This window comes from Streptomyces sp. NRRL B-3229, from assembly GCF_000719505.1.
GTDB lineage: Bacteria > Actinomycetota > Actinomycetes > Streptomycetales > Streptomycetaceae > Streptomyces > Streptomyces griseorubiginosus.
The window spans coordinates 259,883-286,254 of sequence record NZ_JOGP01000001.1; the positions used below are offsets into that span (position 1 = coordinate 259,883).

Here is a 26,372-nt window from a genome sequence, read left to right on the forward strand (position 1 = left end):
TGATGAGCGGGCCATGCACCGATCCGTCACGACGACCCGCGCGCCGCTGCCCGTTCTGCGGGCCGCGGTGTTCGCCGTCGTCGGCACGGTCCTCGGGGTGAGCGCCCACCATCTGCTCGCCGAGGGACCGGTGCCCTGGACGCGTGGCGCCGCCGCGACAGCCGTGCTGTTCGCGGTGGGGCTCATCGGGGTCCAGCGGCCCCGCAGCCTCGCGACCGTCGTGGCGTGCAGTGTCGCGGGCCAGTCGGGGCTGCACCTGTGGCTGACGCTCACCGCGGCCGCCCAGCACTCCGGTGGACATCCGCATGGGGCCCGGCCCGCCTGGCACGAACAGCTCCACGGCTCCCTCGCCATGACAGCGGCCCACGCACTGGCCGCCACGGCGGTCGCGGTCCTGCTGCACCGCGCGGACGCGGTCTGCTGGTCGCTGGCGCGCGGGGTGACGGCGGCGATCGACGGGGTCCGGGCCCGGCTCACGGCCGCCCGGCTGCTGCTCGCCCGGCCCGTGACACCAGGGCCGCCGACCGCGCCGGCCGTCGTGCCGACGTACGACCAACGACCGCTCACCGTAAAGCCGTTGCTGGCGCACGCGGTGGTGCGGCGGGGTCCTCCGGCGACGAGCGCAGCTCTCGCCCACTGACCCCTCGGGGACGCCGATCCGGCCCGTGCCGGAGGGCCACCCCGCCGTACCCCCCTGCCTGGAGTCCCGTATGTCCCGAATCACCCTGCCCCGACTGTCCGTTGCCGTCGCCACCTCCGTGGCCGCCGTCGCGCTGACCGCCGTTCCGGCCGCCGCCCACACCGAGGTCGAGGCCGACAAGGCCCAGGCCCTCGCCGAGAACGTCACCGTCACCTTCCACGCCGAGGCCGAGTCCGACAGCTCCGGCATCAAGGAGGTGCGCGTGGTCCTGCCCGAGGGCATCACCCCCGCCGACGTCACCTACGACAAGGGCCCGGCGGGCTGGAAGTTCACCGCGGACAAGGACGGCTACACCGTCGGAGGCAAGGAGCTGAAGACCGGTGTGAGCGCGGAGTACTCCGTGGTCGTACGGCAGTTGCCCGACGCCAAGGAAGTGGCCTTCAAGACCCTCCAGACCTACGGCGACGGGCATGTGGACCGCTGGATCGAACTGGACGAGAACGGCGAGAACCCCGCGCCGACGCTCGCGCTGAAGGCGGCGGCACCGGGCGCGAAGCCGATCGCGTCCGCGAGTGCCACCGAGAACCCGGCCTCGGCGGCCCCGACCGACGCGGACCCGACTCCGGCAGCCGGCGAAACGCTCCCTACCGTCTCCGCGCAGGCAGCCGACACCGCCGAGGACTCCGCCAGTGGGCTGTCCGCGGCCGCCTGGACCGGCATCGGCGCGGGCATCCTCGTGGCGGCAGCCGCGGTGGTCCTCGCGGTACGGCGTCGGGGCGGCGCGGAGGAGTAGACGAACGCGTGCCGGGGACGCCGCGCCCCGTCCGGGGGCGGGTGACGTCGTTGCCAGACTGCGTCCGTGGCCGGGGTGTGGGGTGCCACGCTGTGTCCGGGGGCCGGGGTGTGGGGTGCCACGCTGCCCCCAAAGGCGGAACACGGGACTGCCCCGCCACGCCCGGAGGCCGAGCCCGGTACCACCGCGCCGCGTCCAAGGGCTCACCTCCCCGCCCCCGTCCCGGTGGTTTCCCGTGTGTTCTGGATGAAAGCCTCGCCGCGGGGTAGGCCAGGCACACGGCGTACCCGGAGATGGAGAGCCATGATCCGCGCGAACTCCCCCGCACGGCACGGGGCCTGGGCGGTGGCGCTCGGCGTCGCCGTCCTCGTCCTCACCGGAGCCTGTGACGACCAGGACGGTGGCGCGGGCGGGGGCCCCTCCCGGACGGCCCGGTCCTCCGCCACCGGGTCACCCGGCAAGACCTCGGCCGGGACCTCGCCAGCGGCGTCCGTCTCGCCCACACCCACCGCGCCCGCCGATCCCGAGCAGGCCGAACAGGACGTCCGGAAGGCCTGGGGAGTCCTCTTCGATCCCGGGTCCTCGCCGGAACAGCGCAGTGCCGTGGTCGAGGACGGTGACGAGAACTCCCTGATGATCGACAACCTCTTCCGCGACCCGTCCGGCGGCAGGCTGCGCGCGAAGGTCACCTCCGTGTCGTACACCTCCGACGTGCATGCCGAGGTGGCCTACGACCTCCGCCTGGGCGACCGCCGGCTCGACACCGGCGGCCCGGGGGCGGCCGTACTCCAGGACGGTCGGTGGAAGGTCGGGCTGCGGACCGTGTGCGCGCTGACCCGGCACGCGCAGGACGCCCCGGAGGCACCCAGCTGCGTGGTGCCGTCGTCTAGCCCTGCCGGAACAGGTCGTTGAGCTCCGTCTGGGAGAGCTGGTCGGCGGCGTAGGAGAAGGTGCCGTGGTCGGCCAGCTCCCGTGCGGCGTCGATCAGCCCTCGGTACATCGCGCGGGCGATGCTGCCGCCGACCGTGACCCGCCGGACACCGAGGTCGCGCAGGTCGTCCAGGGACAGCGCGTTGCCGGTCAGCCCCATGACCACGTTGAGCGGGCCGTCGATCCCGCGGACCAGGGCGCCGATGGTCTCGGCGTCCGCGGCGCCCGGGACGAAGGCGCAGTCGGCGCCCGCCTCCAGGTAGGAGTTGGCACGGCGTACGGCCTCGTCGAGCGGGCCGCCGACCAGGAGCACATCGGTGCGGCCGACCAGGACGAAGGGCTCGCCGTGGGCCATGAGGGTCTCGCGGGCGGCGCGGACGCGGTCGACGGCGAGCTTCTCCTCGTAGAGGGGCCGGGCCCGGTCGCCGGTGAAGTCCTCGATGTTGCCGCCCGCGGCCCCCGAGGCGAGGGTCAGCTCGACGGTCTCGGCCACGGTCTCGGGGGACTCGCCGTATCCGTCCTCCAGGTCGGCGCTCACCGGGACGTGCAGTCCTTCGGCGATCTCCCGGACGCGGCCCAGCATGGTGGCGCGGTCGACGCGGTCCTCGGGCGGCTGTTCGGCGAAGAAGTCGTGGTCGGGCCGCCCGAGGGAGAACGCGACGCCCGCGCTGGTCGTCGCCACGGCCGGGAACCCGGCCGCCTCCAGGATCCGGGCGCTGCCCACGTCCCACGCGTTGGGGAGCAGGAAACAGCCCTCCCGGTGCAGGTCGGCGAAGCGCTGCGCCTTGGCTCGGCGGTCGGTGTCCACGCGGTCCTTCCCGGCCCGTCGCCCCTCGACGGGCTCAGGGCGAAGGTACGCGGCGGGGGCCACGGGCGCATGTCATGACCTCCGCCGGGCCGGGTCGCGAGAGCGGCAACACCTTTGCGGCGAGGGCGAGTCAAGGCGCGAGGGCGACTTCGCCGGCCGCGAGGGAGATGAGGTCTGGGGGGCCGGTACGTTCTGGAGGCCGGTGAGGTCTGGAGGCCGGTACGGCCTGGAGGCCGGTGAGGTCTGGAAGCCTGTGCGGCCCAGAGGCCCGTGCGGTCGCCGCCGTTGCGGCTGGTCACACAGTTCTCCGGGCCCCTCCCCGGTGCGTCCAGGCGCCGCCCTCTAGGATGTGCCCGATGCCCAGCCCCACGCAGCTCCGCTCGCGACCGCCCCTCTGGCGGGCGCTGCTCCTGCTCGGGCTGCTCACAGGGCTGTTGGGCATGCACGGGCTGTCTCCCGGGGGTGGGCTCCACAGCCACGAGGCCATGCGCCCCGCGCCCTCAGCGACCGTCGCCGCCGGTGTCAGCCTCGACCAGGCCTGTCACGACGGCTGCGGCTCCGGACACCTCCATCACGCCGACGCGACCTGCGCGTCCGGCGCAGTGAGCGGTGGGCCGGTGCTGCCCGCGCTCGCGCCGGACCCCGCCTTCACCGTCGTAGGCTCCGACGAGCCCTGCCCGGACGGGTTCGCGTCCCAGGACGGGGCCCGCGCTCCGCCGTCCCTCTCGGAACTCCAGCTGCTGCGGATCTAGAGACCGCGTGCTCCGACGCGTCCAGATCCCTTCAGCAGCAATGGAGTTCCAGCATGCGTACCACCCGACTGATCGCCGTGTCCGTGAGCGCCGTGTTCACCCTCGCGGCCTGCGGGAACGATGCCGACAGCGGTAGCGCCCCGTCCCACAACGCCCAGGACGTCTCATTCGCCCAGGGCATGATCCCGCACCACCAGCAGGCCGTGGAGATGGCGGAACTCGCCTCCGGCCGGGCCTCCTCCCCCGAGGTCAAGGACCTCGCCGGTCGGATCGAGAAGGCCCAGGGGCCGGAGATCACGACCATGACCGGCTGGCTGAAGTCCTGGGACGAGAAGGTCCCCGGGGCGATGTCCGGCATGGACCACTCCGCGCACTCCGGCATGGCCGGGATGATGGACGACGCCGACATGGGCAAGCTGGAGAAGTCCTCCGGCAAGGAGTTCGACACCATGTTCCTGACCATGATGGTCGAACACCACGAGGGCGCCGTGAAGATGGCCACCACCGAGAAGGCCAAGGGCGACTACAAGGACGCCACGGCCATGGCCGGTGACATCGTCACCGCGCAGAACGCCGAGATCGCCGAGATGAAGAAGCTCCTCAACGCAGAGTGACCCACACCTCACGGATAACGAGTCCTTCTCCGGGCACCCGGAGAAGGACTCTCCGGATCCGCGAGGAGCGACAGTGGCGACAGGGCGACTCCCCGATCACGAACAGCGCATATTGGACGAGGTGGAGCGCGCGTTGCGCCGCGACCGCCGTCTGGAGCGCCGGATGCGCTCCCATCGGATGCGCCGGTGTCCCGACCTCTCCCGGGTCACCCACTACCGTCCGCATGTGCTCACAGTGGGGCTGCTGCTGACGGCGTCGATCACGCTGATGGTGCTGGGGATCGTCACCTCGCAGCCCGCGGTCATCTGGACGTTCGCGGCCCTGTGGCCGCTGACCCTGTTCGCGTCCTTCCGGCTGCTGTGCCGCTGGACGGAACGCTGACCGTCCCCCCTGTCGGGAACGCTGAGCGTCCCCGCCCTGCCGGGACGGTCAGCCCTCCCCGGGCTCGAACGCCGACTCGATCGGCCGTTCGTCCACCAGGACCCGTCCCCGCGGCGGCCCGCCGAGCAGGGCCCGTACGGCGGTCAGGAGGTCCGGCGCCACGTGCTCGGCCCGTGCCGTCTCCTCCGGGCGGGTCCGCTCGTCCGGTACGAGGATCCCGTGGGCGCCCACCCGGGCGGCGGCCTCGGCGTCCGCCGCGGTGCCGACCACCGCGCAGTCGCCCGGCGCGGTGCACACCCGGCCCGCCGCCCAGAGGATCAGGCCCGGTTCGGGCGGACGGCAGTGGCAGCCGTCGTCGGGACCGTGCGGGCACACGCCCCAGATGTCGAAGGGGCCGAGGAGTTCGTCGACGCGGCGGTTGAGGGCCCGTACGCCGGCGTCGCTGAGGCGCCCGTCGCCGGGCCGTACGGCGACGAACCCGGTGCGGACGTCGTACAGCCGCAGCAGGTCGAGCGCCTCACGGGCTCCGGGTGCCGGGCGCACCTGGTCCGGGTCGAGGGCGTCCTCGACGAGAAAGCTGTCGCGGTCGAACAGGACCGTACGCACGCGCGTCATGCGCGCCACCTCCTGGCTCTCGCGTCACTCCTTTCCTGACGGGTAACCACACGGGGGCGGTCCATGCGGGGCCGGTGATCCACCGGGTCCGCCGGAGGCAGTACGGGCCGTGGATCACGGTGGTGACGAACCCTGCGTGAAATCCCCGCTGAGCAGGCCCGATTACCTAAGATCGGCGCGTGGTCACCTTCCTTCTCGAACGCACCGCCCCGCTCTCCCAGGAGGAGGCGTGGCGCCGCCTCACCGAGTGGCCCCGCCACGGCGAGGTCGTCCCCCTGACGCGCGTCACCGTCGTGCCGCCCGGTCCGACGACCGAGGGCACGCTGGTGGTCGCCCGTTCCGGGGTCGGCCCGCTCGCCTTCGACGACCCCATGGAGGTCATGGTCTGGCGCCCCCCGACGGAGGGCGTCTCCGGTCTGTGCCGGTTGGAGAAGCGCGGCCGGGTGGTGAAGGGCTGGGCCGAACTGGAGGTGCACCCCGGCCCCGGCGGCCGGGCCCGCGTGATCTGGCGCGAGGAGCTGGAGGTCCGCCTCCTCCCCGGCCTGCTGCTGGGCACGGCGGCCCGGTCGGTCTTCGGAAGCGCCTTGAACCGGCTGCTGCGCGGAACGTGATCGGTGGGCCGTGCAACAGTGGTCGGCATGACGGAAGTTGACGGTACGACGGTACGGACCGACGAGGTCGAGGCGCTCGCGGTGGACGGACTCCGCTGGCTAGTGGGGGCCGCGCGCGAGACGGCGGACGGCGGACTCGTCTGGCCGTCCGCGCCTTCGGCGAAGGAGCCCAACCCGTCCCTGTACGACGGCACGGCCGGGATCGTCACCGTACTCCTGGAGGCCTGGCGGCACTTCGGCGACGACTCCTGGGCCGAACTCGCCCTTCGCGCGGGCCAAGGTCTGGCAACCGCCGTCGACGGCCTCGACGACAACTCCCTGTACTTCGGCCGGGCGGGCGTCGCGCTGATGCTGCACACCCTGCACGAGGAACTCGGCGACACCGCCTGCGGCGCGGCGGCCGACCGGGCGATGACTCTCGTACGGTCGGGCTTCGACGGAGAACGCTGGGGCGAGCTGTTCGAGCTGATGGGCGGCAACGGCGGGATCGGTCTGACGGCACTGGCGGTCGGCGACCCCGAGTTCGCGGTCCTCGCGGTGGAGCCCTATCTCCGGGCGGCGGAGCGGACGGAGTGGGGTGTCACCTGGCCGCACCGGCCGGGCACCGAGGCGCGTCTGCACCACATGTCCCACGGCACCCTCGGCATCGCCTACGCCCTGGCCCGGATCGGGTACGCGACCGGCCGGGCGGACCTCGTGGATTCGGCGCTGGCCGGGGTCGCGGACGTCGTGGCCCGCGACCAGGCCGGTCCGGACGGCTTCCTGGTCCGGCACTCCACCCCGCAGTTCCTCCCGGACCTGATCGAGCCGATCAGCTACGGCTGGTGCCACGGACCGGCCGGTGACGCCCAGATCTTCCGGCTGCTGCGCGACTCGGGCAGAGACGCGGGCAGGGGCAGAGACACGGGCAGGGAGACAGGCAGGGACACGAATGGCGGCTCGGGCGGCGGGGCGGACGGGGGTCCGGCCTGGGACGCCCTCGCCGACCGCTGCTGGCACACCGTCACGCACTCGGGGCTCCCGCGCCGGCTGCGTCCCGGGTTCTGGGACAACCAGGGCCGCTGCTGCGGTACGGCGAGCGTCCTGGCTCTGGCCTCGGACCGGATCGCCGAGGGGCGGCGGGCGGAGGACTTCGCACAGGTCCTGGTCGCCGACCTCGTCGCCCGCGCGGTCCGGGACGGCGACGGCGCCCGCTGGTCCAACGTCGAACACCGTTCCACCCCGAGCGAGTTGGAGCCCCGCACCGGCTGGGCGCAGGGCAGCGCGGGCATCGTGCGTGAGCTGCTGCGCTTCGCCCGGCTGAGCCGGGGCGGTGAGCCGGGGTACGCGTTCGCGTGGCCGGACCAGCCGCCGGTGTCCGTTCAGGCCACGGACCCGATCCGGCGGGGCGGGTCCGCCGTCACGTCGTGATGGATCGGGGTGTGCGCCCCGGTGAGGGAGACCCCGCTGCCGCCGCGCCGGGCCGCGACGATCTCGGCGGCGATCGACAGGGCTGTCTCCTCCGGGGTGCGGGCGCCGAGGTCCAGTCCGATGGGTGACCGCAGACGCGCCAACTCCATCTCGGTGACGCCGACTTGGCGGAGGCGTTCGTTGCGGTCCAGGTGGGTGCGGCGGGATCCCATGGCTCCGACGTAGGCGACCGGGAGGGTGAGGGCCAGCTGGAGCAGGGGTACGTCGAACTTGGCGTCGTGGGTGAGGACGCACAGGACGGACCGGGCGTCGACCTCGGTGCGCTCCAGGTACCGGTGCGGCCACTCGACGACGATCTCGTCGGCCTCCGGGAAACGGGTCTCGGTGGCGAAGACCGGCCGGGCGTCGCACACGGTCACCCGGTAGCCCAGGAACTTCCCGACCCGCACCAGCGCCGACGCGAAGTCGATCGCACCGAAGACGATCATCCGGGGCGGCGGCACGGAGGACTCGACGAGCACGGTGAGCGGGACCCCGCAGCGCGATCCCTGTGCGCCGATCTCCAGGGTGCCGGTGCGGCCCGCGTCCAGGAAGGCGCGGGCCTCGGCGGCGACCGTGCGGTCCAGTTCGGGGTGGGCGCCGAAACCGCCGTCCCAGGAGCCGTCGGGGCGGACCGTCACGGCCCGGCCGACCAGGGCCGCCGGGCCCGAGACAACCCGCGCCAGAGCCGCTGCCCCGCCGCGCGCGGCGGCTTCGAGGGCGCCCCCGACCGTCGTACGGACAAGGTCGCCCGCCCGTACCGGAGTGACCAGGATGTCGATGACGCCGCCGCAGGTCAGGCCGACCGCGAAGGCGTCGTCGTCGCTGTAGCCGAAGCGTTCGAGGACCGACTCCCCGTCCTGGAGCGCCTGTTGGCACAGCTCGTAGACGGCTCCTTCCACGCAACCGCCGGAGACCGAGCCGATCGCCGTGCCGTCGGCGTCCACCGCGAGGGCGGCGCCCGGCCGGCGGGGCGCGCTGCCGCCGACGGCCACCACGGTGGCCACGGCGAAGTCACGTCCCTGCTCGACCCACCGGTGCAGCTCTTCGGCGATGTCCAGCATGTCTCGGTCTCCTTAACAGCGGTTGCGTACAGGGGCGTTGACGGCGGCTAGTGCACGCCCATCCAGCTCTCGATCGGGTTGAGGGCGTAGTAGACCACGAAGATCACCGTCAGTCCCCACATGAAGGCGCCGATCTCCCGGGCCTTGCCCTGCGCGACCTTGATGGCCACGTAGGAGATGACGCCCGCGGCGACGCCGGCGGTGATCGAGTAGGTGAACGGCATGATCACGACGGTGAGGAAGACCGGGATCGCGGTCGCGCGGTCGGCCCAGTCGACGTGGCGGGCGTTCATCATCATCATGGCGCCGATGACCACGAGGGCTGCGGCCGCGACCTCGCCGGGCACGATGGCCGTGAGCGGGGTGAAGAACAGACAGGCCGCGAAGAACAGTCCGGTGACGACGGAGGAGAGCCCGGTGCGGGCCCCCTCGCCCACGCCGGTGGCCGACTCGACGAAGACGGTCTGGCCCGAGGCGCCGGCCACACCGCCGATCGCGCCGCCCGCCCCGTCGATGAACAGCGCCTTGGACAGGCCCGGCATCCGGCCCTGCTCGTCGGCGAGCTTCGCCTCGGTGCCGACGCCGATGATGGTGGCCATCGCGTCGAAGAACCCGGCGAGCACCAGCGTGAACACGATCATGCCGACCGTCATCGCGCCGACCTGGCCCCAGCCCCCGAACTCGACCTTCCCGAAGATCGAGAAGTCGGGCATCGAGACCGCGCTGCCGTGCAGTTCGGGGGCGCCACTCGCCCACTGCCCGGGGGCGATGGCCCCGACGGCGTTGAGGACGACGGCCAGGACGGTCCCGCCGACGATGCCGAGGAGGATCGCGCCGGGGACGCCTCGCGCCTGGAGCATGAAGATGGCGAGGAGGGTGACGGCGAACAACAGGACGGGCCAGCCCGCGAGTTCGCCCGTGGGGCCGAGCGTCACCGGGGTCGCCTTGCCCTGGTGGACGAAGCCGGCCTTGTAGAAGCCGATCAGGGCGACGAACAGGCCGATGCCCATGGTGATGCCGTGCTTGAGGGCCAGCGGGATCGCGTTCATGATCATCTCGCGCAGGCCGGTGACGACCAGCAGCATGATGACCACGCCGTACATCACACACATGCCCATGGCCTGCGGCCACGTCATCACGGGCACGACCTGCGAGGACAGCACGCCGGAGACGGAGAGGCCGGCGGCGAGGGCGAGCGGCACCTTGCCGAAGAAGCCCATCAGCAGCGTCGTGAAGGCCGCCGCGAACGCCGTCGCGGTGATGAGGGCCTTCTGGCCGAGGGTGTCCCCGGCCACGTCCTTGCCGGACAGGATCAGGGGGTTGAGCAGGAGGATGTACGCCATCGCCATGAAGGTGGTGACGCCGCCGCGCACTTCACGTGCCACGGTGGATCCGCGCCGGGATATGTGGAAGTACCGGTCGAGCCAGGACCGGCCGGCCGGGACGCGGGTGCCTTCGCCCGCGTCGTCGGCGGTGGTCGCCGGCTCGAGTTGCTGCTGGGTCATGGTGCCGTCTCCCAAGGTTCACAGGGGCACCCGTGCGACCGCCTTTTCGGGCACGGGATTTGGGATGTGCACGACCCGGGGGACGGCCCAGGACGGACAGTTGGGGGCCGGGGGACCAGGTCCCCCGGGTGACTCGCCGGTTGGTCAGGTGCCGGTCAGGTGTTCCGGCCGTACCGGTGTCCGGTTCAGCTCCAGGCCCGTCGCGTTGCGAATTGCCGCGAGAACAGCGGGAGTCGAGGACAGGGTGGGTGCCTCGCCGATGCCGCGCAGCCCGTACGGGGCGTGGTCGTCGGCGAGTTCGAGCACGTCGACGGGGATGGTCGGCGTGTCGAGGATCGTGGGGATCAGGTAGTCCGTGAACGAGGGGTTCCTGACCTTCGCCGTCACCGGGTCCACGATGATCTCCTCCATCACCGCGACGCCCAGGCCCTGGATCGTGCCGCCCTGGATCTGGCCGACGACGGAGAGCGGGTTGAGCGCCTTGCCGACGTCCTGCGCGCAGGCCAGCTCGATCACTTTGACCAGGCCGAGCTCGGTGTCGACCTCGACGACCGCGCGGTGGGCGGCGAAGGAGTACTGGACGTGTCCGAAGCCCTGTCCGGTGCGCAGGTCGAAGGCCTCGGTGGGCCGGTGCCGCCACTCCGCCTCGACCTCGACGGACTCGCCCTCCAGCACCTCGGCCAGGTCCGCGAGGACCTCGCCGCCGTCGGTGACGACCTTGCCGCCCTCCAGGAGCAGCTCGGCGGTGGCCCAGGCGGGATGGTAGGAGCCGAACTTGCGACGCCCGATCTCCAGGACCTTCTCCCGGACCAGCTCGCAGGAGTTCTTCACGGCGCCGCCGGTGACGTACGTCTGCCGGGAGGCCGAGGTCGAACCCGCCGAGCCCACCTGTGTGTCCGCGGGGTGGATGGTCACCTGGGTGACACCGAGCTCGGTGCGGGCGATCTGCGCGTGGACGGTCACACCGCCCTGGCCGACCTCCGCCATCGCGGTGTGCACGGTGGCGACGGGCTCACCGCCGACGACCTCCATGCGCACGCGCGCGGTGGAGTAGTCGTCGAAGCCCTCGGAGAAGCCGACGTTCTTGATGCCGACCGCATAGCCGACCCCGCGCACGACGCCTTCGCCGTGGGTGGTGTTGGACAGACCGCCCGGCAGCTGCCGTACGTCGGCCTGCTCGCCCGCCGACAGCCACTGCTGCTCCGGCGGGAGGGGCATCGCCTTGACGCGGCGCAGGAGTTCGGCGACCGGGGCCGGCGAGTCGACGGGCTGGCCCGTCGGCATGATCGTGCCCTGCTCCATGGCGTTGAGCTGCCGGAACTCGACCCGGTCCATGCCCACCGCGTCGGCGAGCTTGTCCATCTGGGCTTCGTAGGCGAAGCACGCCTGGACCGCGCCGAAGCCGCGCATCGCGCCGCAGGGCGGGTTGTTGGTGTAGAGGGCGATGGCCTCGATGTCGACGTCGTCGACCACGTACGGGCCGATCGACAGCGAGGAGGCGTTGCCGACCACGGCCGGGGAGGCGGAGGCGTAGGCGCCGCCGTCGAGGACGATCCGGCACTTGACGTGGGTCAACTTGCCGTCGCGGGTGGCCCCGTGCTCGTAGTACAGCTTGGCCGGGTGGCGGTGGACGTGTCCGAAGAAGGACTCGAAGCGGTTGTAGACGATCTTGACGGGCTTGCCCGTGCGCAGGGCCAGCAGACAGGCGTGGATCTGCATCGACAGGTCCTCGCGGCCCCCGAAGGCTCCGCCGACGCCGGACAGCGTCATGCGCACCTTGCGCTCGGGCAGGCCGAGCACGGGCGCGATCTGCCGCAGGTCGGAGTGCAGCCACTGGGTGGCGATGTAGAGGTGGACACCGCCGTCCTCGTCCGGCACGGCGAGACCCGACTCGGGGCCGAGGAATGCCTGGTCCTGCATGCCGAAGGTGTACTCGCCCTTGACGACGAAGTCGGCCCGTTCGGCGGCCTGTTGGGCGTCCCCGCGGACGATCGGCTGGCGGTGCACGATGTTCGGGTGCGGGACGTGCCCGATGTGGTGGTCGTCGCGGTTCTCGTGGACGAGGATCGCGTCGGGGGCGGTCGCGGAGGCCTCGTCGGTGATCACGGGCAGCTCGCGGTACTCGACCTTGATCTTGGCGGCGGCGCGGCGGGCCGTCTCGGGGTGGTCGGCGGCGACGATCGCGACAGGCTCGCCGTGGTGGCGGACCTTGCCGTGGGCGAGGACCGGGGTGTCCTGGATCTCCAGGCCGTAGTTCTTCACCTCGGTCGGCAGGTCGTCGTAGGTCATGACGGCGTACACGCCCGGCAGGGCGAGCGCCTCGCTGGTGTCGATGGACACGATCTCGGCGTGCGCGACGGTCGAGCGGAGGATCTGCCCCCAGAGCATGTCCTCGTGCCACATGTCGGAGGAGTACGCGAACTCGCCGGTGACCTTGAGGGTGCCGTCCGGGCGGAGCGTGGACTCGCCGATGCCGCCCCTGGTCTGCGAACCCTGGGTGATCTTGGTGGGGGTGCCGTTGGGAGTGGACATCTCAGACCGCCTCTCCCTGCCGGGCGGCCGCGAGGCGGACCGCGTCCATGATCTTCTCGTAGCCGGTGCAGCGGCACAGGTTTCCCGAGAGCGCCTCACGGATGTCCGCGTCGCTCGGGTTGGGGTTGCGCTCCAGCATCTCGTCGGCGGCGACCAGCAGCCCCGGTGTGCAGAAGCCGCACTGGACGGCACCGGCGTCGATGAACGCCTGCTGGATCGGAGCGAGTTCGGTGCCCTCGCCGGTCTGCGAGTCCTGCCCCTCGGGAGCCCGGTGCCCGCACGCGCGCTCCTTGGCGTAGTCCGCGAGCCCCTCGACGGTGACGACCTCGCGGCCCTCGACCTGCCCGGCGGCGACCAGGCACGAGCACACCGGGACGCCGTCCAGACGGACCGTGCAGGACCCGCACTCGCCCTGCTCGCAGGCGTTCTTCGAGCCCGGCAGTCCGAGCCGCTCGCGCAGCACGTACAGCAGGGACTCGCCCTCCCAGACGTCGTCGGCTTCCTGCGGACGGCCGTTGACAGTGAAGTTGACGCGCATTACGCAGCTCCCTCCGTGGTGGCGGCGGTGCCGCGGTACGACTCCCAGGTCCAGGTCAGGGTGCGGCGAGCCATGATGCCGACCGCGTGGCGGCGGTAGCTCGCGGTGCCCCGGACGTCGTCGATCGGGTTGCAGGAGGCGGCGCACAGGTCCGCGAACTGCTTGGCGACCGACGGGGTGATGATCTTGCCGTTGTCCCAGAAGCCGCCCTCCTCCAGGGCCGCGTTCAGGAACTCCTCGGCGGCCTTGGCCCGAATGGGCGTGGGTGCGGCCGAACCGATCCCGGTCCGCACGGTCCGCGTCTCGGGATGCAGAGCGAGCCCGAACGCGCACACGGCGATGACCATGGCGTTCCTGGTGCCCACCTTGCTGTACTGCTGGGGCCCGTCGGCCTTCTTCACGTGCACCGCGCGGATGAGCTCGTCGGCCGCGAGCGCGTTGCGCTTCACGCCGGTGTAGAACTCGTCGATCGGGATGCGCCGCGATCCGCGTACGGACTCCACCTCGACCTCGGCGCCGGCCGCGAGCAGGGCCGGGTGGGCGTCACCGGCCGGGGAGGCGGTGCCGAGGTTGCCGCCGACACCACCGCGGTTGCGGATCTGCGGGGAGGCCACGGTGTGCGAGGCGAGGGCCAGTCCCGGGAGCTCGCCGCGCAGGTGCTCCATGATCTGCGTGTACGGCACGGAGGCGCCCAGCCGCACGGAGTCCTCGCCGACCTCCCAGTCGGTCAGCTCGCCGACACGGTTCAGGTCGAGCAGGTACTCGGGCCGCCGGTGGTCGAAGTTGATCTCGACCATCACGTCGGTGCCGCCCGCGATGGGCACAGCGGTGGGGTGCTCGGCCTTCGCGGCGAGCGCCTCCTCCCAGCTGGCGGGGCGAAGGAAGTCCATGACCGGCTCTCTTCTTCGTCTCGTGATCGTACGGATCGAGCCAGATCGTGTGCGGCGGCCCGGGCTCGTTCATGTGCTGTTTACGTGGAGTGGAGCCAGTACACAGCGCCGTACTCCGACCGGGTCAGTCACGGAAACCATGAAGGAGTTGGCTGGTCGCGGCCCTCATCTTGTAGATTCGTATGAACGGAGGTCCTCGGTAACCTCCCCGTTTCGCCGAGGAAACGTGCGGCACGGCCCACGTGACCTGGGACACAGCCCCGGAACCGGCAGAAGCCGCTCCTCCTCCACCGGACCCTTCCCCCATCGTAGATTTCGAGACAAAGAACGGCGGCGACGAGAATGCGGCTGCGCGCACTGCTGGACACCGACGCGCTGGGCCTGCGGCTGCTCGGTGGCGAGGGCGAACTGGACCGCACCGTGCGCGGTGTCATGACCACGGACCTGCGCGACCCGAGCCGCTACCTCTCGGGCGGCGAGCTGGTCCTGACGGGCCTCGCCTGGCGCCGGGACGCCGCCGACTCGGAGCCGTTCGTACGACTGCTCGTGCAGGCCGGCGTGGCCGCGCTGGCGGCCGGCGAGGCGGAGCTCGGGGACATCCCGGAGGACCTGGTCGTGGCCTGCGCCCGGCACCGCCTCCCCCTCTTCGCCGTGCACGAGTCGGTGGCGTTCGCGACGATCACCGAGCATGTCGTACGGCAGGTCTCGGGCGAGCGCGCGGGTGACCTGGCGGCCGTGGTGGACCGGCACCGCCGCATGATGACCTCGGGCCCGGCGGGCGGCGGGCCGGACGTGGTCCTGGATCTCCTCGGCTCCGACCTGGACCTGCGCGCCTGGGTGCTTTCCCCCGCCGGCCGGGCGATCGCGGGCCCGAAGACGGCGGGCCCCGGCCTCCCCGCGGACCTCTGCGCGAAGCTCGCGGCGGAACACCTGGCGGCGGCCCGCACCGGCCGCCGCGGCCCCCACCGGGTCACGCTCGGTTCGTCGACGTACTCCCTCTTCCCGGTCCGCAGTTCGGGCCGCTCCCCCCACGCCTCCCGGGACGTCCGCGAGACGGTCCTGTCCGACTGGCTGCTGGCGGTGGAGGCGGACGCCGGCGACTGGCCCGAGGAACGGCTCGACCTCCTCCAGGGCGTCACCCAGCTGATCGCGGTGGAGCGCGACCGCAGGGACGCGGCCCGCACGGTCCGCCGCCGCCTGGCCCAGGAGGTCCTGGAACTGGTCCAGACGGGTGCGGCACCGGCGGAGATCGCCGCCCGCCTCAGGGTGGCCGCCCCGGTGCTGCTGCCCGGTCTCGGAGCCGCCCCGCACTGGCAGGTGGTGGTGGCCAGGGTCGAGTGGCAGGACGGCGAGCTGGAAGGCGGCCCGGTGGCCCAGTCCCTCCTGGAGGAGATCCTGGTGGACCCCCTCGCGACCGGCCCCGAGCCCTCGGACCGCATCGCGGTGGCCCACACCGGCGACGAGGCGATCGCCCTGGTCCCCCTGCCCGCCGTCTCGACGGAACACGACGGCTCGGAGACGGGCATCCTCGCCGACGCCCTCCTCGCATCCGTCCGGGAGCCCCTCTCCGCGGGCCTGGACGGCGACGGCCGGGTCACCCTGGGCGTGAGCGCCGCGGTCCACTCGGCGGAAGGCCTGCGGGGCGCGCTGGAGGAGGCGCGGCACGCCCGCCGGGTGGCGGCGGCGCGCCCCGGCCGGGTCTGCGCGGCGGGCCACCAGGAACTGGCCTCGCACGTCCTGCTGCTGCCCTTCGTCCCCGACGACGTCCGCCGAGCCTTCACCGCCCGCCTCCTCGACCCCCTGCGTGACTACGACCGCCGTCACCGGGCCGAGCTGATCCCCACCCTCGAGGCCTTCCTCGACTGCGACGGCTCCTGGACCCGCTGCGCCACCCGCCTCCACCTGCACGTCAACACGCTGCGCTACCGCGTCGGCCGGATCGAGCAGTTGACGAGCCGCGACCTGTCCCGCCTCGAGGACAAGCTGGATTTCTTCCTGGCACTGCGGATGAGCTGAAACCCGTGAACCCCCCGACTCCCACGACTTTGTGAATTCCTTCACCCACCCCCTTGGCCGGGCCCGCGGATTCATGCTGAACTGCGCCCACCACTCATAGCTCGATGGCGCGCTCGGGGAGGGCAACGTGGCGCATACCGCCATGTCTGGTAACGGAACGACTGCCGGTGACGATCCACTCCAGACCGCGGTATGGCGGCTGCGCTCGAGAGCCTGCTGGGCCGACGCGGCCGCCCTGCTAAAACCGGTCACCGCGCGGGCGGCCCTCCAGCGGACAGCGCTGCTGGTGGAACGCTGCCTGTACACCGAACAGGGCTGGGCGGAGGCGGAGGACGCGCTGCGGACCGCGGAGGCGCTGGCCCACAGCGACGACGAGCGGGGCGCGGCCGCTTGTGAACGGGGGCACCTTGCGTACGCGGCGACGATCCACGGAGTGCGCGACCGGGCGGACGAGGCGAGGGCGGCGCTCGGCCGGGCCGCCGCGCTGATCGCCCCGGGCGCCGAGGGAAGGGCCCTCCTCGACTTCCGCCGGGGCCTGCTGGCGGAGAACCTGGCCCACTCCCCCCAGTCGGCCCGCGCGGCCTACCGCCGCGCCCACGCCGGAGCTACGGCCCAGTCCGACCCGCTCCTGCTCTCCTGCACCTGGCGCCACCTTGCCGGACTGGCCCTGCGGGACGGCGAGTTGGCCGAGGCCCGGCACGGCTTCGCCGAATCCCTCCGGATCCGCGAGGAGTTGGGCTACCTCGTCGGCACGGCTCCTGCACTGGCCTCCCTGGCAGAAGCGGAGGTCGAACCCGAGGCCACCCGACTCCGCGAGGAGGCCCGCCGCTTGCACCGCCTCCTGGGCGGCGTCCCGACATGGCTGTCCCGCCAGCTGACTCCACCGGCGGCGTCGGCGTAGCGCCAACGGGGGTGCCAAGTCCGGTTGTTCGGCGGGTGCGGGTCCCTCGTGGCTGGTCGCGCAGTTCCCCGCGCCCCTGGGGAGTTGCAGTTCACCTGCGCTACGGCGGGACCGTCCGCCCCCGCCGGACCGCAACGGGCCGCCGCAGGCATTTCAGGGGCGCGGGGAACTGCGCGGAACGCCCGCCCCCACCGAAGCCGCAGACGACGCCCGACCACCCTCACGCGCCGGCGAAGTGCCCGCCCACCAAGCCCCGCACCACATCCACGTCCCGAGCCATCAACGCATCCAGCAACGCGACATGCTCCCCCGCGTCCGCCACCAGATCCCCCCGCCCCCGAGACGAAACACCCCCCACCAACGGCCACTGCGACCGCCGATGCAAGTCCTCCGCGATCTGCACCAGTTGCTCGTTCCCCGACAACCCCAGCACCCCGCGATGAAACGCCCGATCGGTCTCCGCGTACGTCGCCCGGCACCCCGACGCCGCCGCCCGCACCGTCGCCTCCGCCAGCGGTCGCAGCTCCGCCCACCGTTCCACCGACACGGTCCGCGCCAGCCGTACCATCACCGGCACCTCGATCAGCGCCCGCACCTCGGCCAGCTCCGCCAGTTCACGGGCCCCCCGCTCGACCACCCGGAACCCCCGGTTGGGAACGACCTCGACGGCCCCCTCCACTGCGAGCTGCTGCATGGCCTCCCGCACGGGCGTCGCGGACACCCCGAAACGTTCCCCCAGCGCGGGCGCCGAGTACACGTCCCCCGGGCGCAACTCCCCCGCCATCAACGCCGTACGCAGAGCGTCCAGGACCTGCCCCCGCACGGACGCCCGCTGCACGACCGCCCGCGGAATCGGCACCTCGCTGTGCGTGTGCTCACCGCGCGCGTGCTCAGCCTGCGCGTGCTCACCCCGCATCTCGGAGGCCCGCGTCTGCGGCGGCACCCGGACGTCGGCCACGGCCTCCCGTACGGCCCGGTCCACGTCCCGCCCCACACCCTTCACGGGCCCTCCTCGGACGTGTCAGCACTTGGGGTCATTACGACGGGTTGTTACTCACCCGTCAAGCACCTTAGGCGCAGAACGCCTCAGTTCAAATCCCGAAAGCCTTGATAAGGTAAGCCTTACCTTTGAAGCAGGCCCGCCCCCAGACCGACCGCGAACGGGTGGCTCACATGCCCACACCACCGCCCGCCCCCGTTTCCCCGGCAACCCCCGTCACCCCCGCCTACGCCCGCCTGACCAAGGCCCTGCCCACCCTGACCGTCACCGAACTCCCCCCGCCCACCCCCCTCCCCGCCGGCGGCGGCTGGGTCACCGCCGCGGACCTCGCAGGGAACCCCACCGCCCTGGACGCGTTCCTCGCCTGGGACCACGAGCAGGTCCTCAGGGACAACCGCCGGCAGGGCCGCCCGGACGTGATCGCCGGCTTCGGCCTGCACCGCTACGCCTGGCCGGCCTGTCTCCTCTTCACCGCCCCCTGGTTCCTCCACCGCAGGGTCCCCCGCTATCCCGTGACCCACGTCTCCTACGACCGCACCCGGGGCCCGATGGCCCTCGCGGTGCACCCGAGCTCGTTCGCCTGCCTCCCGGACGACCCCGCGGCGGCACTCCCGGGCGCACGCCCGGTCCCCGACGAGGAGTCCCTGCGCGCCGAACTGCGGGACGCGATCGCCGAGCACATGGCACCGCTGCTCACCGCTTTCGGCCCCCGCATGCGCCGCCGCGGCCGGGCCCTGCGGGGCATGGTGACGGACGAGATCGTCGAGGGGATCTGGTACGTCGCCGGACTCCTCGGCGAGCACGAGAAGCACCGGGCCGAGCGCGAACTCGACCGGCTCCTCCCCGGAACCACCAAGCCGTACGTCGGCTCCCCCGCCTTCCGGATGCTGACCGGCCCGGACGGCGCGGCCCTGCCCACCCGGGACCGGGTGAGCTGCTGCATGTACTACACACTGGCCCCGGACGACACCTGCGCCACCTGCCCGCGCACCTGCGACACGGACCGGATCGCCAAGCTCACCGCGACCGCCGCGAGTTGAGCTTCCGTCAGGAGGACCCCCCGTGCACACCCCCCGGAAGGGTCCCGTAAGATCAACGCCGACTGAGACGCCCGTTCGGTTACAGGCACTTCACAACTTCCTCACTTGGCGCAGGAACTTTCCGGAGAACCACCCGTACGGGTAGTCTTATTCGAACTCAACTCCCGCCCCTCAAGCGGCAGTTCGAGCAAAACGCTGCCCTGGGCAACTCCCTTGCACTTCCTTGGCGGCCACTTGCCCCGAAACCCCCTGAGGGCCGGTGGGAGTGGGCCACTATGGCGGGCGTTACGCCCTATCCCAATGCAAGGGACCCCCAGATGAGACTGACCGACATATCGCTGAACTGGCTGCTTCCGGGCGCCGTACTGCTCCTGGGCATGCTGGCGGCGGTAGCGGTGCTCGCGCGGAGCAAGCGGTCCGGCGGGGAGCACGCGAAAGACGACTCCTGGGAGCGCAGCGAGGAGCGCCGCAGGCGCAAGGAAGCCCTGTACGGCACCGCCTCCTATGTCCTCCTCTTCTGCTGTGCGGCGGTCGCCGCCGCCCTTTCCTTCCGCGGCCTGGTCGGCTTCGGTGAGGAGAACCTGAGCCTCTCCGGCGGCTGGCAGTACCTGGTGCCGTTCGGGCTCGACGGCGCGGCGATGTTCTGCTCCGTGCTCGCGGTGCGCGAGGCCAGCCACGGTGACGCGGCGCTCGGCTCCCGGATACTGGTGTGGACGTTCGCCGGCGCGGCGGCCTGGTTCAACTGGGTGCACGCCCCGCGGGGCTTCGGCCACGACGGCGCCCCCCAGTTCTTCTCCGGCATGTCCCTCTCCGCCGCCGTACTGTTCGACCGCGCGCTGAAGCAGACCCGCCGGGCCGCGCTCCGTGAGCAGGGTCTGGTGCCGCGGCCGCTGCCGCAGATCCGCGTGGTGCGCTGGCTGAGGGCGCCCCGTGAGACCTACAAGGCCTGGTCGCTGATGCTGCTGGAGAACGTCCGCAGCCTCGACGAGGCGGTCGACGAGGTCCGCGAGGACCAGCGTCAGAAGGAAACCGCCCGCATACGGCGCCGGGACCAGCAGCGCATGGAGCGTGCGCAGCTGAAGGCCATCAGCCGTGGCCACCGTGGATTCGTCGGCCGGGGACGTCAGTTGGAGCAGCCGCCGCAGGCCGCGGCTCTGGAGCGCGCGTCCGCGGAGCCTGCCATATCGACGCCGGAGCCCCAGCCGCTGCCCGTACGGCAGCGTCCTTCGCTCCAGCCCGTGCGCCATGGGGCTGACTCCTCCGTCGACCTCACCGCGGAGGACGACACAATGGCTCTGCCGCGTCTCGACTCGCTGGAGCGCAAGCTCAAGGATCTTGAGCAGCAGTTCGGCTAGGGAGCCGAGGCACCATGGGAAGGGGGCGTGACCGACGCGGTCACGCCCCCTTCCCGTTGCCGTCTTTCACGCCGCTTCGGCGTCCAGTTCGAACCAGACGGACTTTCCCACCCCATGCGCCCGTACGCCCCAGGCGTCCGCGAGGGACTGCACCAGGACCAGGCCCCGGCCGTGCGTACTCTCGCCCGCTTCGGGTATCCGCACCCTGGGCCGGTGGGCCACGAAGTCCCGTACCTCCACCCGCAGGGCCTGCGGTCCCACGGTGGCCGTGACCACCGCGTCGCGATCGGTGTGGACGAGTGCGTTGGTGACCAGTTCGCTGGTGAGCAGTTCCGCAATCTCCGATCGTCCGGGCCTGCCCCACTGCCGTAACAGCTCGCGCAGGGCCCTGCGAGTCTCCGGTACGGCCCCCAGGTCCGCCCGCTCCAGTCTCCGCCGGAGCTGTGGCGACCGCGCCAGCTCCAGGGTGCCGTCGGTCGTCTCCTCCATGGTCTGTGCCGAGAAGGCCCCTCCTGCCGTGGGACCGCCTCCTCGTGCCTGCCTCTTCATGACCCCCGCCCGCGTGCCGATGTCGGTTCCCCTCCTGCTCGAACACGTTCACGGGGATCCATGCCCCCGTAGTTCGGACGGCAGTCATGTCGAATCGTCAACGACCAGGTGTTCGGCCACAGTTGTGGGGGCGACCCCGGTCCCGCCCGCGGAGCTGCGGATTCCCGGACCGCGGCTCCCGGACCGCCGTGCCCGAAGACGGCTCCCGGCCGCGCCGCCCCGCGGCGCTCGACGTCCGTGCCTCCGGACTCGCCTCACGGCATGTGCCAGGCGAACCGGTGCGGTCGTGCCGGTCCTGCGGCTCGCAAAGCCCCTGCTGGGAGCGGTGGTTGAGCCGAGGGCGCGGCTGGCCGGGGACGCGCGGGACGCAGGTACGGTCCGAGACACCGGGTGCTCCCTCAGCCCTCACGGGCGGGGGGCTGCCGCACGGCACCTCGGATGCGCCCGTGACAGCGAGTGGAGGTGCGCCGGTTCATCCGGCCCGGCGTCGGCGGCCGGTCCCGCGCTGCCACACGGCAATCGGCCCACGCGGCCCCGGGACACCGGGATGACACCGCATGGGCCGATTCACCTACACCGGGCTGCCGTTCCCGCCGTAGCCGGTGAAGAGCCGGGGCAGGCGGGAAACTGGCCGGATTCTGCCGTCACTTGCCTCCGCTGCTCTTGCCTCCGGCGCCCTTGGTGCCGATCCCCTTGGTGCCGATGTGGAAGATCTTGTGGGTGTCGCGGGTCATGTCGACGACGAGCGTGCTGGTCTGACCTGCGCTCCACGTGAGGGTGACGACGGCCTCCGTGTGCCTGGCGGTTCCACTCTCGGTGACCTTCCAGGCGAGCGGGACGTTCTGGGCGCGCAGGACGCCGTCGGCGTGCTCCCTCTCCTCCCAGGCGTTCAACTCCTTCTGGAAGGCGGGCGTGAGGTAGTGGGCGCGGAGCGCGTCCCGGAGGCCGCCACTGTCCTCGTCGGTCACCGCGTCGATGTAGGTGCCGTAGAAGTCGGCGATGCGGGTGAGGTTGTCGGAGGGCTTCCCGCCGACGCTGCGCGGCGCTTTGGCGGAGGCCTGGGCGGTGGCGCCGAGGCCGAGGGCCAGGGCGAGGCCGACGGCCAGGGCGGTACGGCGGGTCCTGGTGCTGCTGTTCATGTCTGATCCCCGTTTTCAGGTGCTGTGCGCTGTTGTGCTGTGCGCTGCTGTGTCGTGGTCCGGAGCGGGGCCGCCCGCCCGACCCCCGTGCGGGAGGGCGGCCCCGCCGGTCAGTGGAGCTTGTTGACCGCGGTGACGGTGGTCTTCTTGAAGGCCTTCACCGGTGCGTCGCCGAGGCGGCCCATCTCGCCCCAGTTGACGACGGTCACGGTGCGGCCGTCCCGGCCGACGGACATGAGGTGGACGTCGAGGGCGCCCCAGGAGGTCTCGGTCGCGAGCCCGTACACGTGGGCGCCCTCCTCGACGGACAGCTTTCCGAAGTCCTTGCCGGTCGCGCTGGTCTCCGGGTCTGCCTGCTCGATCCTGGTCGCGCAGTTCTTGAAGTCCCGGTTCAGCCGGGAGACGAGGCTCTTCGCCGACGCGGTGTCGCGCAGGACGACGGTGACCTGTCGGGCGCCGGTCTCCAGCTCGGTTCGGAACTCACGGTTCCATGCGGAGGAGCGGGCCGGGACGCCGGCCTGGGCGCAGACACCGAGCCCTGCCTCGCCCACCCCGCCGGTGACCTTGCCGGCGGTCCAGTCGGAACTCGGGTGCGGCGGGAGGTCGGCGGCCGCGAGGAAGCCGGGTGCCTTGGGTGCCGCCTGCGCCGGAGTGGCGAGCGTCGCGCCGAGGGCGAGACCGGTGAGGGCGAGAGCGGAGAGCGCGCCGACTCGAGTACGCGTGAACATGGATGTCCCCCGTGATGAGTGCATGAGTGATGGCATGCAGGAGTGATGGGTGCATGAGCATGGAATGACGCCCGCCGCCGGTGGTCGGTCCGGCCCTGGTCGGTGCGACACCAGAAGCATCCGCTGTCACAGGAGGTCGGCGCAACGACTAGCGGCCCTTTCGGAGTGGTGGAACCATCCCACCCCTTCTGACGTGCAGGTATATGGTGGGCCTGGGATACCGGATCAGGGGGGAATCGTTGTCCGCACCCGAACCGCAGGACGAGGTCCAGGAGTTCGCGGCACTGCTGCGGAGCCTGAAGGAACGCACGGACCGCAGTTACGGCTCGCTGGCCCGGCGCCTGAACATGAACACCTCGACCCTGCACCGCTACTGCGCCGGCGACGCGGTGCCGCTCGACTTCGCTCCGGTGGAACGATTCGCCGCGCTGTGCGGGGCCTCGGCCGAGGAACGGATGGATCTGCACCGGCTGTGGCTGTCGGCGGTGGCGGCGAGGCAGCGACCCCGAGCGGCGGAGGAAGCCACGGCGGCGTCGCCGATCCCCGGAGACGATCCCGCCGACGCGGCGGCGGGGACGGCCGGCAGTACGGCGGCGGGGACGGCCGGCAGTACGGCGGCGGGGACGGCCGGCAGTACGGCGGCGGAGACATCCGGCGAGACGACTACGGACGCCGCGGTCGGCGGCACGGATACGGACGCGGCGGTCGGTGACCCGGGTACCGGTGACGAGACCAGCAACGCCGACGGTGACGACGGACTGCTCTCGGGCCCCGGTACCGCTGCTCCCCCGCCCCGCCCCTGGTACCGCCGTCGGCGGATCGCCGTCACCGCGGCCGCCGCGGTGGCGCTGCTGGCGACGCTGGGCAGTCTGTCGGCGCTGCCCTCGGGGCGTTCCGGGTCGGACACGGTCGCCGACGCGCCCGACCCCTCGTCCCGCACCTCGGCGTCGAGCACGCCCGACCGCTCCCCGTCCGCCTCGCCGAGTCCGTCCGCCACCTCCGGCTCCCCGACACCCAAGGGCCACAGCGGCAGCCCGTCCGCGTCGGCGCCGGGCGGGGGTTCGGCCTCCCAGGGCACCGGCAAGGCCGGGAAGCAGGGCGGCTTCACCGGTACGCCGCTCACCTGGACCGCCAACTCCCACGTCTGGTTCGCGGGCTGCGGCCACGACTACGTCATCACCAAGCCGCCGGCCCAGGTCCCGCCGCCCCCGGTCTCGCAGGACGCGGCGCAGTGGGCGGCGACGCAGGGCGCGATCCACGGCCGGCAGACCATGGTGCGGATCTCGGTGCAGGGCCGCAGCTCCACGGCGGTCGTCCTGGAGGACCTCCGGGTCCGGGTGGCCTCACGCGGGACGCCGGTCCAGGGCAACTCGTACGCCATGGAGCAGGGGTGCGGCGGCGCTCTCACCCCGCGTGAGTTCTCCGTCGATCTCGACAAGGACCGTCCGATCGCCCGGTCGAAGCCCGGCAACGACGGCGAGAACGTCATCCCGGCCGTCAGGATGCCCTACCGGGTCTCCTCGACGGACCCGGAGATCCTGCTGGTGACCGCGGAGACGGTCACCTGCGACTGCAACTGGTACCTCGAACTGGACTGGTCCTCCCAGGGCCGCACCGGCACGGTCCGGATCGACGACCACGGCAAGCCGTTCCGCACGACGGGCATCAAGGGCCTGCCCCGCTACTGGTACGGCACGGACGCGGCCGGTCAGCGGGCCTGGGTGGAGTACACCGGCTGAGGACGGGCCTAGGGCCGAGGCACGTTCCGGAGGTTGGAGCGGGCCATCTGGACCATCCGGCCTACCCCGCCGTCGAGGACGATCTTCGAGGCGGACAGGGCGAATCCGGTGACCATCTCGGCGCTGATCTTCGGCGGGATGGACAGCGCGTTGGGGTCGGTGACGATGTCGACGAGGGCCGGGCCCTTGTGCTTGAACGCTGCCTTGAGCGCCCCGGCGAGATCCTTCGGCTTCTCGACGCGCTCTCCGTAGGCGCCGCAGGCGCGGGCCACGGCGGCGAAGTCGGGGTTCTTGTTGGCGGTGCCGTAGGAGGGCAGTCCCGCGACCAGCATCTCCAACTCGACCATGCCGAGGGAGGAGTTGTTGAACAGCACGACCTTCACGGGGAGGTCGTACTGCACGAGGGTCAGGAAGTCGCCCATCAGCATGGAGAACCCGCCGTCGCCGGACATCGACACGACCTGCCGTTTGCGGTCGGTGAACTGGGCTCCGATCGCCATCGGCAGCGCGTTCGCCATCGACCCGTGCGAGAACGAACCGATCACCCGGCGACGGCCGTTGGGCGAGATGTAGCGGGCGGCCCACACATTGCACATACCGGTGTCGACGGTGAACACGGCGTCGTCGGCGGCGAGTTCGTCCAGTACGGAGGCCACGTACTCGGGGTGGATCGGGACGTGCTTCTCGACCTTGCGGGTGTACGCCTTGACGACCCCTTCGAGCGCGTCGGCGTGCTTCTTGAGCATCTTGTCGAGGAAGCGCCGGTTCGTCTTCTCCTTGACCCGGGGCGTCAGACACCGCAGGGTCTCCTTCACGTCGCCCCAGACGGCCAGGTCCAGCTTGGAGCGGCGGCCGAGGTGTTCGGGCCGTACGTCGACCTGGGCGATCTGGACGTCGTCGGGCAGGAAGGCGTTGTACGGGAAGTCGGTGCCGAGCAGGATCAGCAGGTCGCACTCGTGGGTCGCCTCGTAGGCGGCGCCGTAGCCGAGCAGTCCGCTCATGCCGACGTCGAAGGGGTTGTCGTACTGGATCCACTCCTTGCCCCGGAGGGCGTGGCCCACGGGGGACTTGACCTTCTCCGCGAACTCCATGACCTCGGCGTGCGCGCCCGCGGTGCCGCTGCCGCAGAAGAGGGTGACCTTCTGGGCCTTGTCGATCATCTCGACGAGCTTGTCGATCTCGGCGTCGCCGGGGCGGACGGAGGGCCGTGAGGTGACGAGGGCGGTCTCGGCGGCCTTCTCGGGGGCGGGCTGGTCGGCGATGTCGCCGGGCAGGGAGACGACGCTGACGCCGGAGCGGCCGACGGCGTTCTGGATGGCGGTCTGGAGCAGCCGCGGCATCTGCTTCGGGCTGGAGATCATCTCGCTGTAGTGGCTGCACTCCTGGAACAGGCGGTCGGGGTGGGTCTCCTGGAAGAAACCGAGGCCGATCTCGCTGGAGGGGATGTGCGAGGCGAGGGCGAGGACCGGGGCCATGGAGCGATGGGCGTCGTAGAGGCCGTTGATGAGGTGCAGGTTGCCGGGCCCGCAGGAGCCGGCGCAGGCGGTGAGCTTGCCGGTGATCTGGGCCTCGGCGCCGGCGGCGAAGGCGGCGGTCTCCTCGTGCCGTACGTGCACCCAGTCGATGGCGGCGTTGCGCCTGACGGCGTCCACGACCGGGTTGAGGCTGTCGCCGACGACGCCGTAGAGACGCTTCACTCCGGCTTTGACGAGGATGTCCACGAACTGCTCGGCGACGTTCTGTTTGGCCATGGATCCCTGCACCCCTCTTCGGTCTTCCGTG

Annotated in this window: 25 protein-coding genes; 13 read left to right on the top strand and 12 right to left on the bottom strand. The window is 71.9% G+C overall.

Annotated elements, in window-relative coordinates:
- Window positions 1-13 precede the first annotated feature (13 nt).
- The 3 genes from IF54_RS0101165 (at window position 14) to IF54_RS0101175 (ending at window position 2,345) form a co-directional block, all read left to right on the top strand.
- Window positions 14-640, top strand: a complete 627-nt coding sequence (locus tag IF54_RS0101165; RefSeq protein WP_037819030.1) for a hypothetical protein — start codon at window positions 14-16, stop codon at window positions 638-640.
- Between the two features lie 70 nt (window positions 641-710).
- Window positions 711-1,433, top strand: coding sequence for a DUF1775 domain-containing protein (locus IF54_RS0101170; protein ID WP_030313465.1), 723 nt, complete (start codon window positions 711-713; stop codon window positions 1,431-1,433).
- A gap of 303 nt (window positions 1,434-1,736) precedes the next feature.
- Window positions 1,737-2,345 carry a hypothetical protein gene (locus IF54_RS0101175; protein ID WP_030313467.1) on the top strand — a complete coding sequence of 203 codons (609 nt, stop codon included), beginning with the start codon at window positions 1,737-1,739 and terminating at the stop codon, window positions 2,343-2,345.
- Here the strand turns inward: IF54_RS0101175 and IF54_RS0101180 are convergent.
- A complete protein-coding gene (locus IF54_RS0101180; protein ID WP_030313469.1) occupies window positions 2,320-3,171 on the bottom strand; it encodes an isocitrate lyase/PEP mutase family protein in 852 nt (283 codons plus the stop codon). The two genes, IF54_RS0101175 and IF54_RS0101180, sit on opposite strands and share 26 nt — an antisense overlap.
- Before the next feature lie 356 nt (window positions 3,172-3,527).
- On the opposite strand from IF54_RS0101180, the gene IF54_RS0101185 reads away from it, so the two are divergent.
- The 3 genes from IF54_RS0101185 to IF54_RS0101195 all read left to right on the top strand — a co-directional run bounded on the left by IF54_RS0101185 (window position 3,528) and on the right by IF54_RS0101195 (window position 4,919).
- Window positions 3,528-3,923 (top strand): DUF6153 family protein, encoded by a 396-nt coding sequence (locus tag IF54_RS0101185; RefSeq protein ID WP_030313471.1) that lies wholly within the window; start codon window positions 3,528-3,530, stop codon window positions 3,921-3,923.
- A gap of 53 nt (window positions 3,924-3,976) precedes the next feature.
- Complete coding sequence (locus tag IF54_RS0101190) at window positions 3,977-4,537, top strand: DUF305 domain-containing protein (protein WP_030313473.1); 561 nt, start codon at window positions 3,977-3,979, stop codon at window positions 4,535-4,537.
- Window positions 4,538-4,610: 73 nt separating this feature from the next.
- The gene (locus tag IF54_RS0101195) at window positions 4,611-4,919 is read left to right on the top strand and encodes a DUF3040 domain-containing protein (protein ID WP_030313475.1); all 309 of its coding nucleotides are present in this window, start codon (window positions 4,611-4,613) and stop codon (window positions 4,917-4,919) included.
- 48 nt (window positions 4,920-4,967) lie between these two features.
- Here IF54_RS0101195 and IF54_RS0101200 read toward each other — a convergent pair whose 3' ends face one another.
- Window positions 4,968-5,534: an HAD-IIIA family hydrolase gene (locus IF54_RS0101200; RefSeq protein ID WP_030313476.1), complete on the bottom strand. Its 567-nt coding sequence runs from the start codon at window positions 5,532-5,534 to the stop codon at window positions 4,968-4,970.
- A gap of 179 nt (window positions 5,535-5,713) precedes the next feature.
- Between IF54_RS0101200 and IF54_RS0101205 the strand changes: the two genes are divergently transcribed.
- A complete protein-coding gene (locus tag IF54_RS0101205) occupies window positions 5,714-6,145 on the top strand; it encodes an SRPBCC family protein (protein WP_030313478.1) in 432 nt (143 codons plus the stop codon).
- 27 nt (window positions 6,146-6,172) lie between these two features.
- Complete coding sequence (locus IF54_RS0101210; RefSeq protein WP_030313480.1) at window positions 6,173-7,555, top strand: lanthionine synthetase LanC family protein; 1,383 nt, start codon at window positions 6,173-6,175, stop codon at window positions 7,553-7,555.
- Here IF54_RS0101210 and IF54_RS0101215 read toward each other — a convergent pair.
- The 5 genes from IF54_RS0101215 to IF54_RS0101235 form a co-directional block, all read right to left on the bottom strand.
- Window positions 7,507-8,658, bottom strand: coding sequence for an XdhC family protein (locus tag IF54_RS0101215; RefSeq protein ID WP_030313481.1), 1,152 nt, complete (start codon window positions 8,656-8,658; stop codon window positions 7,507-7,509). The two genes, IF54_RS0101210 and IF54_RS0101215, sit on opposite strands and share 49 nt — an antisense overlap.
- 47 nt (window positions 8,659-8,705) lie before the next feature.
- Window positions 8,706-10,163, bottom strand: a complete 1,458-nt coding sequence (locus IF54_RS0101220) for an NCS2 family permease (protein ID WP_020133508.1) — start codon at window positions 10,161-10,163, stop codon at window positions 8,706-8,708.
- Window positions 10,164-10,307: 144 nt separating this feature from the next.
- Window positions 10,308-12,695, bottom strand: coding sequence for a xanthine dehydrogenase family protein molybdopterin-binding subunit (locus tag IF54_RS0101225; protein ID WP_030313483.1), 2,388 nt, complete (start codon window positions 12,693-12,695; stop codon window positions 10,308-10,310).
- Window position 12,696: 1 nt separating this feature from the next.
- Window positions 12,697-13,233 (bottom strand): (2Fe-2S)-binding protein, encoded by a 537-nt coding sequence (locus tag IF54_RS0101230; RefSeq protein ID WP_030313485.1) that lies wholly within the window; start codon window positions 13,231-13,233, stop codon window positions 12,697-12,699.
- A complete protein-coding gene (locus IF54_RS0101235; RefSeq protein ID WP_030313487.1) occupies window positions 13,233-14,123 on the bottom strand; it encodes an FAD binding domain-containing protein in 891 nt (296 codons plus the stop codon). The genes IF54_RS0101230 and IF54_RS0101235 overlap by 1 nt, the downstream gene beginning before the upstream one ends.
- 342 nt (window positions 14,124-14,465) lie before the next feature.
- Here IF54_RS0101235 and IF54_RS0101240 point away from each other — a divergent pair, with 342 nt between their 5' ends.
- Together IF54_RS0101240 and IF54_RS0101245 are read left to right on the top strand one after the other, a co-directional pair.
- Window positions 14,466-16,139, top strand: coding sequence for a PucR family transcriptional regulator (locus tag IF54_RS0101240; RefSeq protein WP_030313489.1), 1,674 nt, complete (start codon window positions 14,466-14,468; stop codon window positions 16,137-16,139).
- Between the two features lie 127 nt (window positions 16,140-16,266).
- Window positions 16,267-17,040 (top strand): hypothetical protein, encoded by a 774-nt coding sequence (locus tag IF54_RS0101245; protein WP_030313491.1) that lies wholly within the window; start codon window positions 16,267-16,269, stop codon window positions 17,038-17,040.
- Window positions 17,041-17,260: 220 nt separating this feature from the next.
- Here the strand turns inward: IF54_RS0101245 and IF54_RS0101250 are convergent, their stop codons facing one another.
- Window positions 17,261-18,043 carry a GntR family transcriptional regulator gene (locus tag IF54_RS0101250; protein WP_037819033.1) on the bottom strand — a complete coding sequence of 261 codons (783 nt, stop codon included), beginning with the start codon at window positions 18,041-18,043 and terminating at the stop codon, window positions 17,261-17,263.
- 170 nt (window positions 18,044-18,213) lie between these two features.
- On the opposite strand from IF54_RS0101250, the gene IF54_RS0101255 reads away from it, so the two are divergent.
- The gene (locus IF54_RS0101255) at window positions 18,214-19,080 is read left to right on the top strand and encodes a (2Fe-2S)-binding protein (RefSeq protein ID WP_030313494.1); all 867 of its coding nucleotides are present in this window, start codon (window positions 18,214-18,216) and stop codon (window positions 19,078-19,080) included.
- Window positions 19,081-19,397: 317 nt separating this feature from the next.
- Window positions 19,398-20,435, top strand: a complete 1,038-nt coding sequence (locus tag IF54_RS0101260) for a DUF2637 domain-containing protein (RefSeq protein WP_030313496.1) — start codon at window positions 19,398-19,400, stop codon at window positions 20,433-20,435.
- Between the two features lie 66 nt (window positions 20,436-20,501).
- Here IF54_RS0101260 and IF54_RS0101265 read toward each other — a convergent pair whose 3' ends face one another.
- The 3 genes from IF54_RS0101265 to IF54_RS0101275 all read right to left on the bottom strand — a co-directional run bounded on the left by IF54_RS0101265 (window position 20,502) and on the right by IF54_RS0101275 (window position 22,851).
- A complete protein-coding gene (locus IF54_RS0101265; RefSeq protein ID WP_030313497.1) occupies window positions 20,502-20,924 on the bottom strand; it encodes an ATP-binding protein in 423 nt (140 codons plus the stop codon).
- Window positions 20,925-21,628: 704 nt separating this feature from the next.
- Complete coding sequence (locus IF54_RS0101270; RefSeq protein WP_030313499.1) at window positions 21,629-22,123, bottom strand: hypothetical protein; 495 nt, start codon at window positions 22,121-22,123, stop codon at window positions 21,629-21,631.
- Window positions 22,124-22,233: 110 nt separating this feature from the next.
- Window positions 22,234-22,851, bottom strand: coding sequence for a hypothetical protein (locus tag IF54_RS0101275; protein ID WP_030313501.1), 618 nt, complete (start codon window positions 22,849-22,851; stop codon window positions 22,234-22,236).
- 203 nt (window positions 22,852-23,054) lie between these two features.
- Between IF54_RS0101275 and IF54_RS0101280 the strand changes: the two genes are divergently transcribed.
- On the top strand, window positions 23,055-24,590 hold the full coding sequence (locus IF54_RS0101280; protein WP_107047775.1) for a helix-turn-helix domain-containing protein: 1,536 nt from the start codon (window positions 23,055-23,057) through the stop codon (window positions 24,588-24,590).
- A gap of 8 nt (window positions 24,591-24,598) precedes the next feature.
- Here the strand turns inward: IF54_RS0101280 and IF54_RS0101285 are convergent, their stop codons facing one another.
- The gene (locus IF54_RS0101285; protein ID WP_030313505.1) at window positions 24,599-26,341 is read right to left on the bottom strand and encodes a pyruvate dehydrogenase; all 1,743 of its coding nucleotides are present in this window, start codon (window positions 26,339-26,341) and stop codon (window positions 24,599-24,601) included.
- Between the last annotated feature and the right edge of the window lie 31 nt (window positions 26,342-26,372).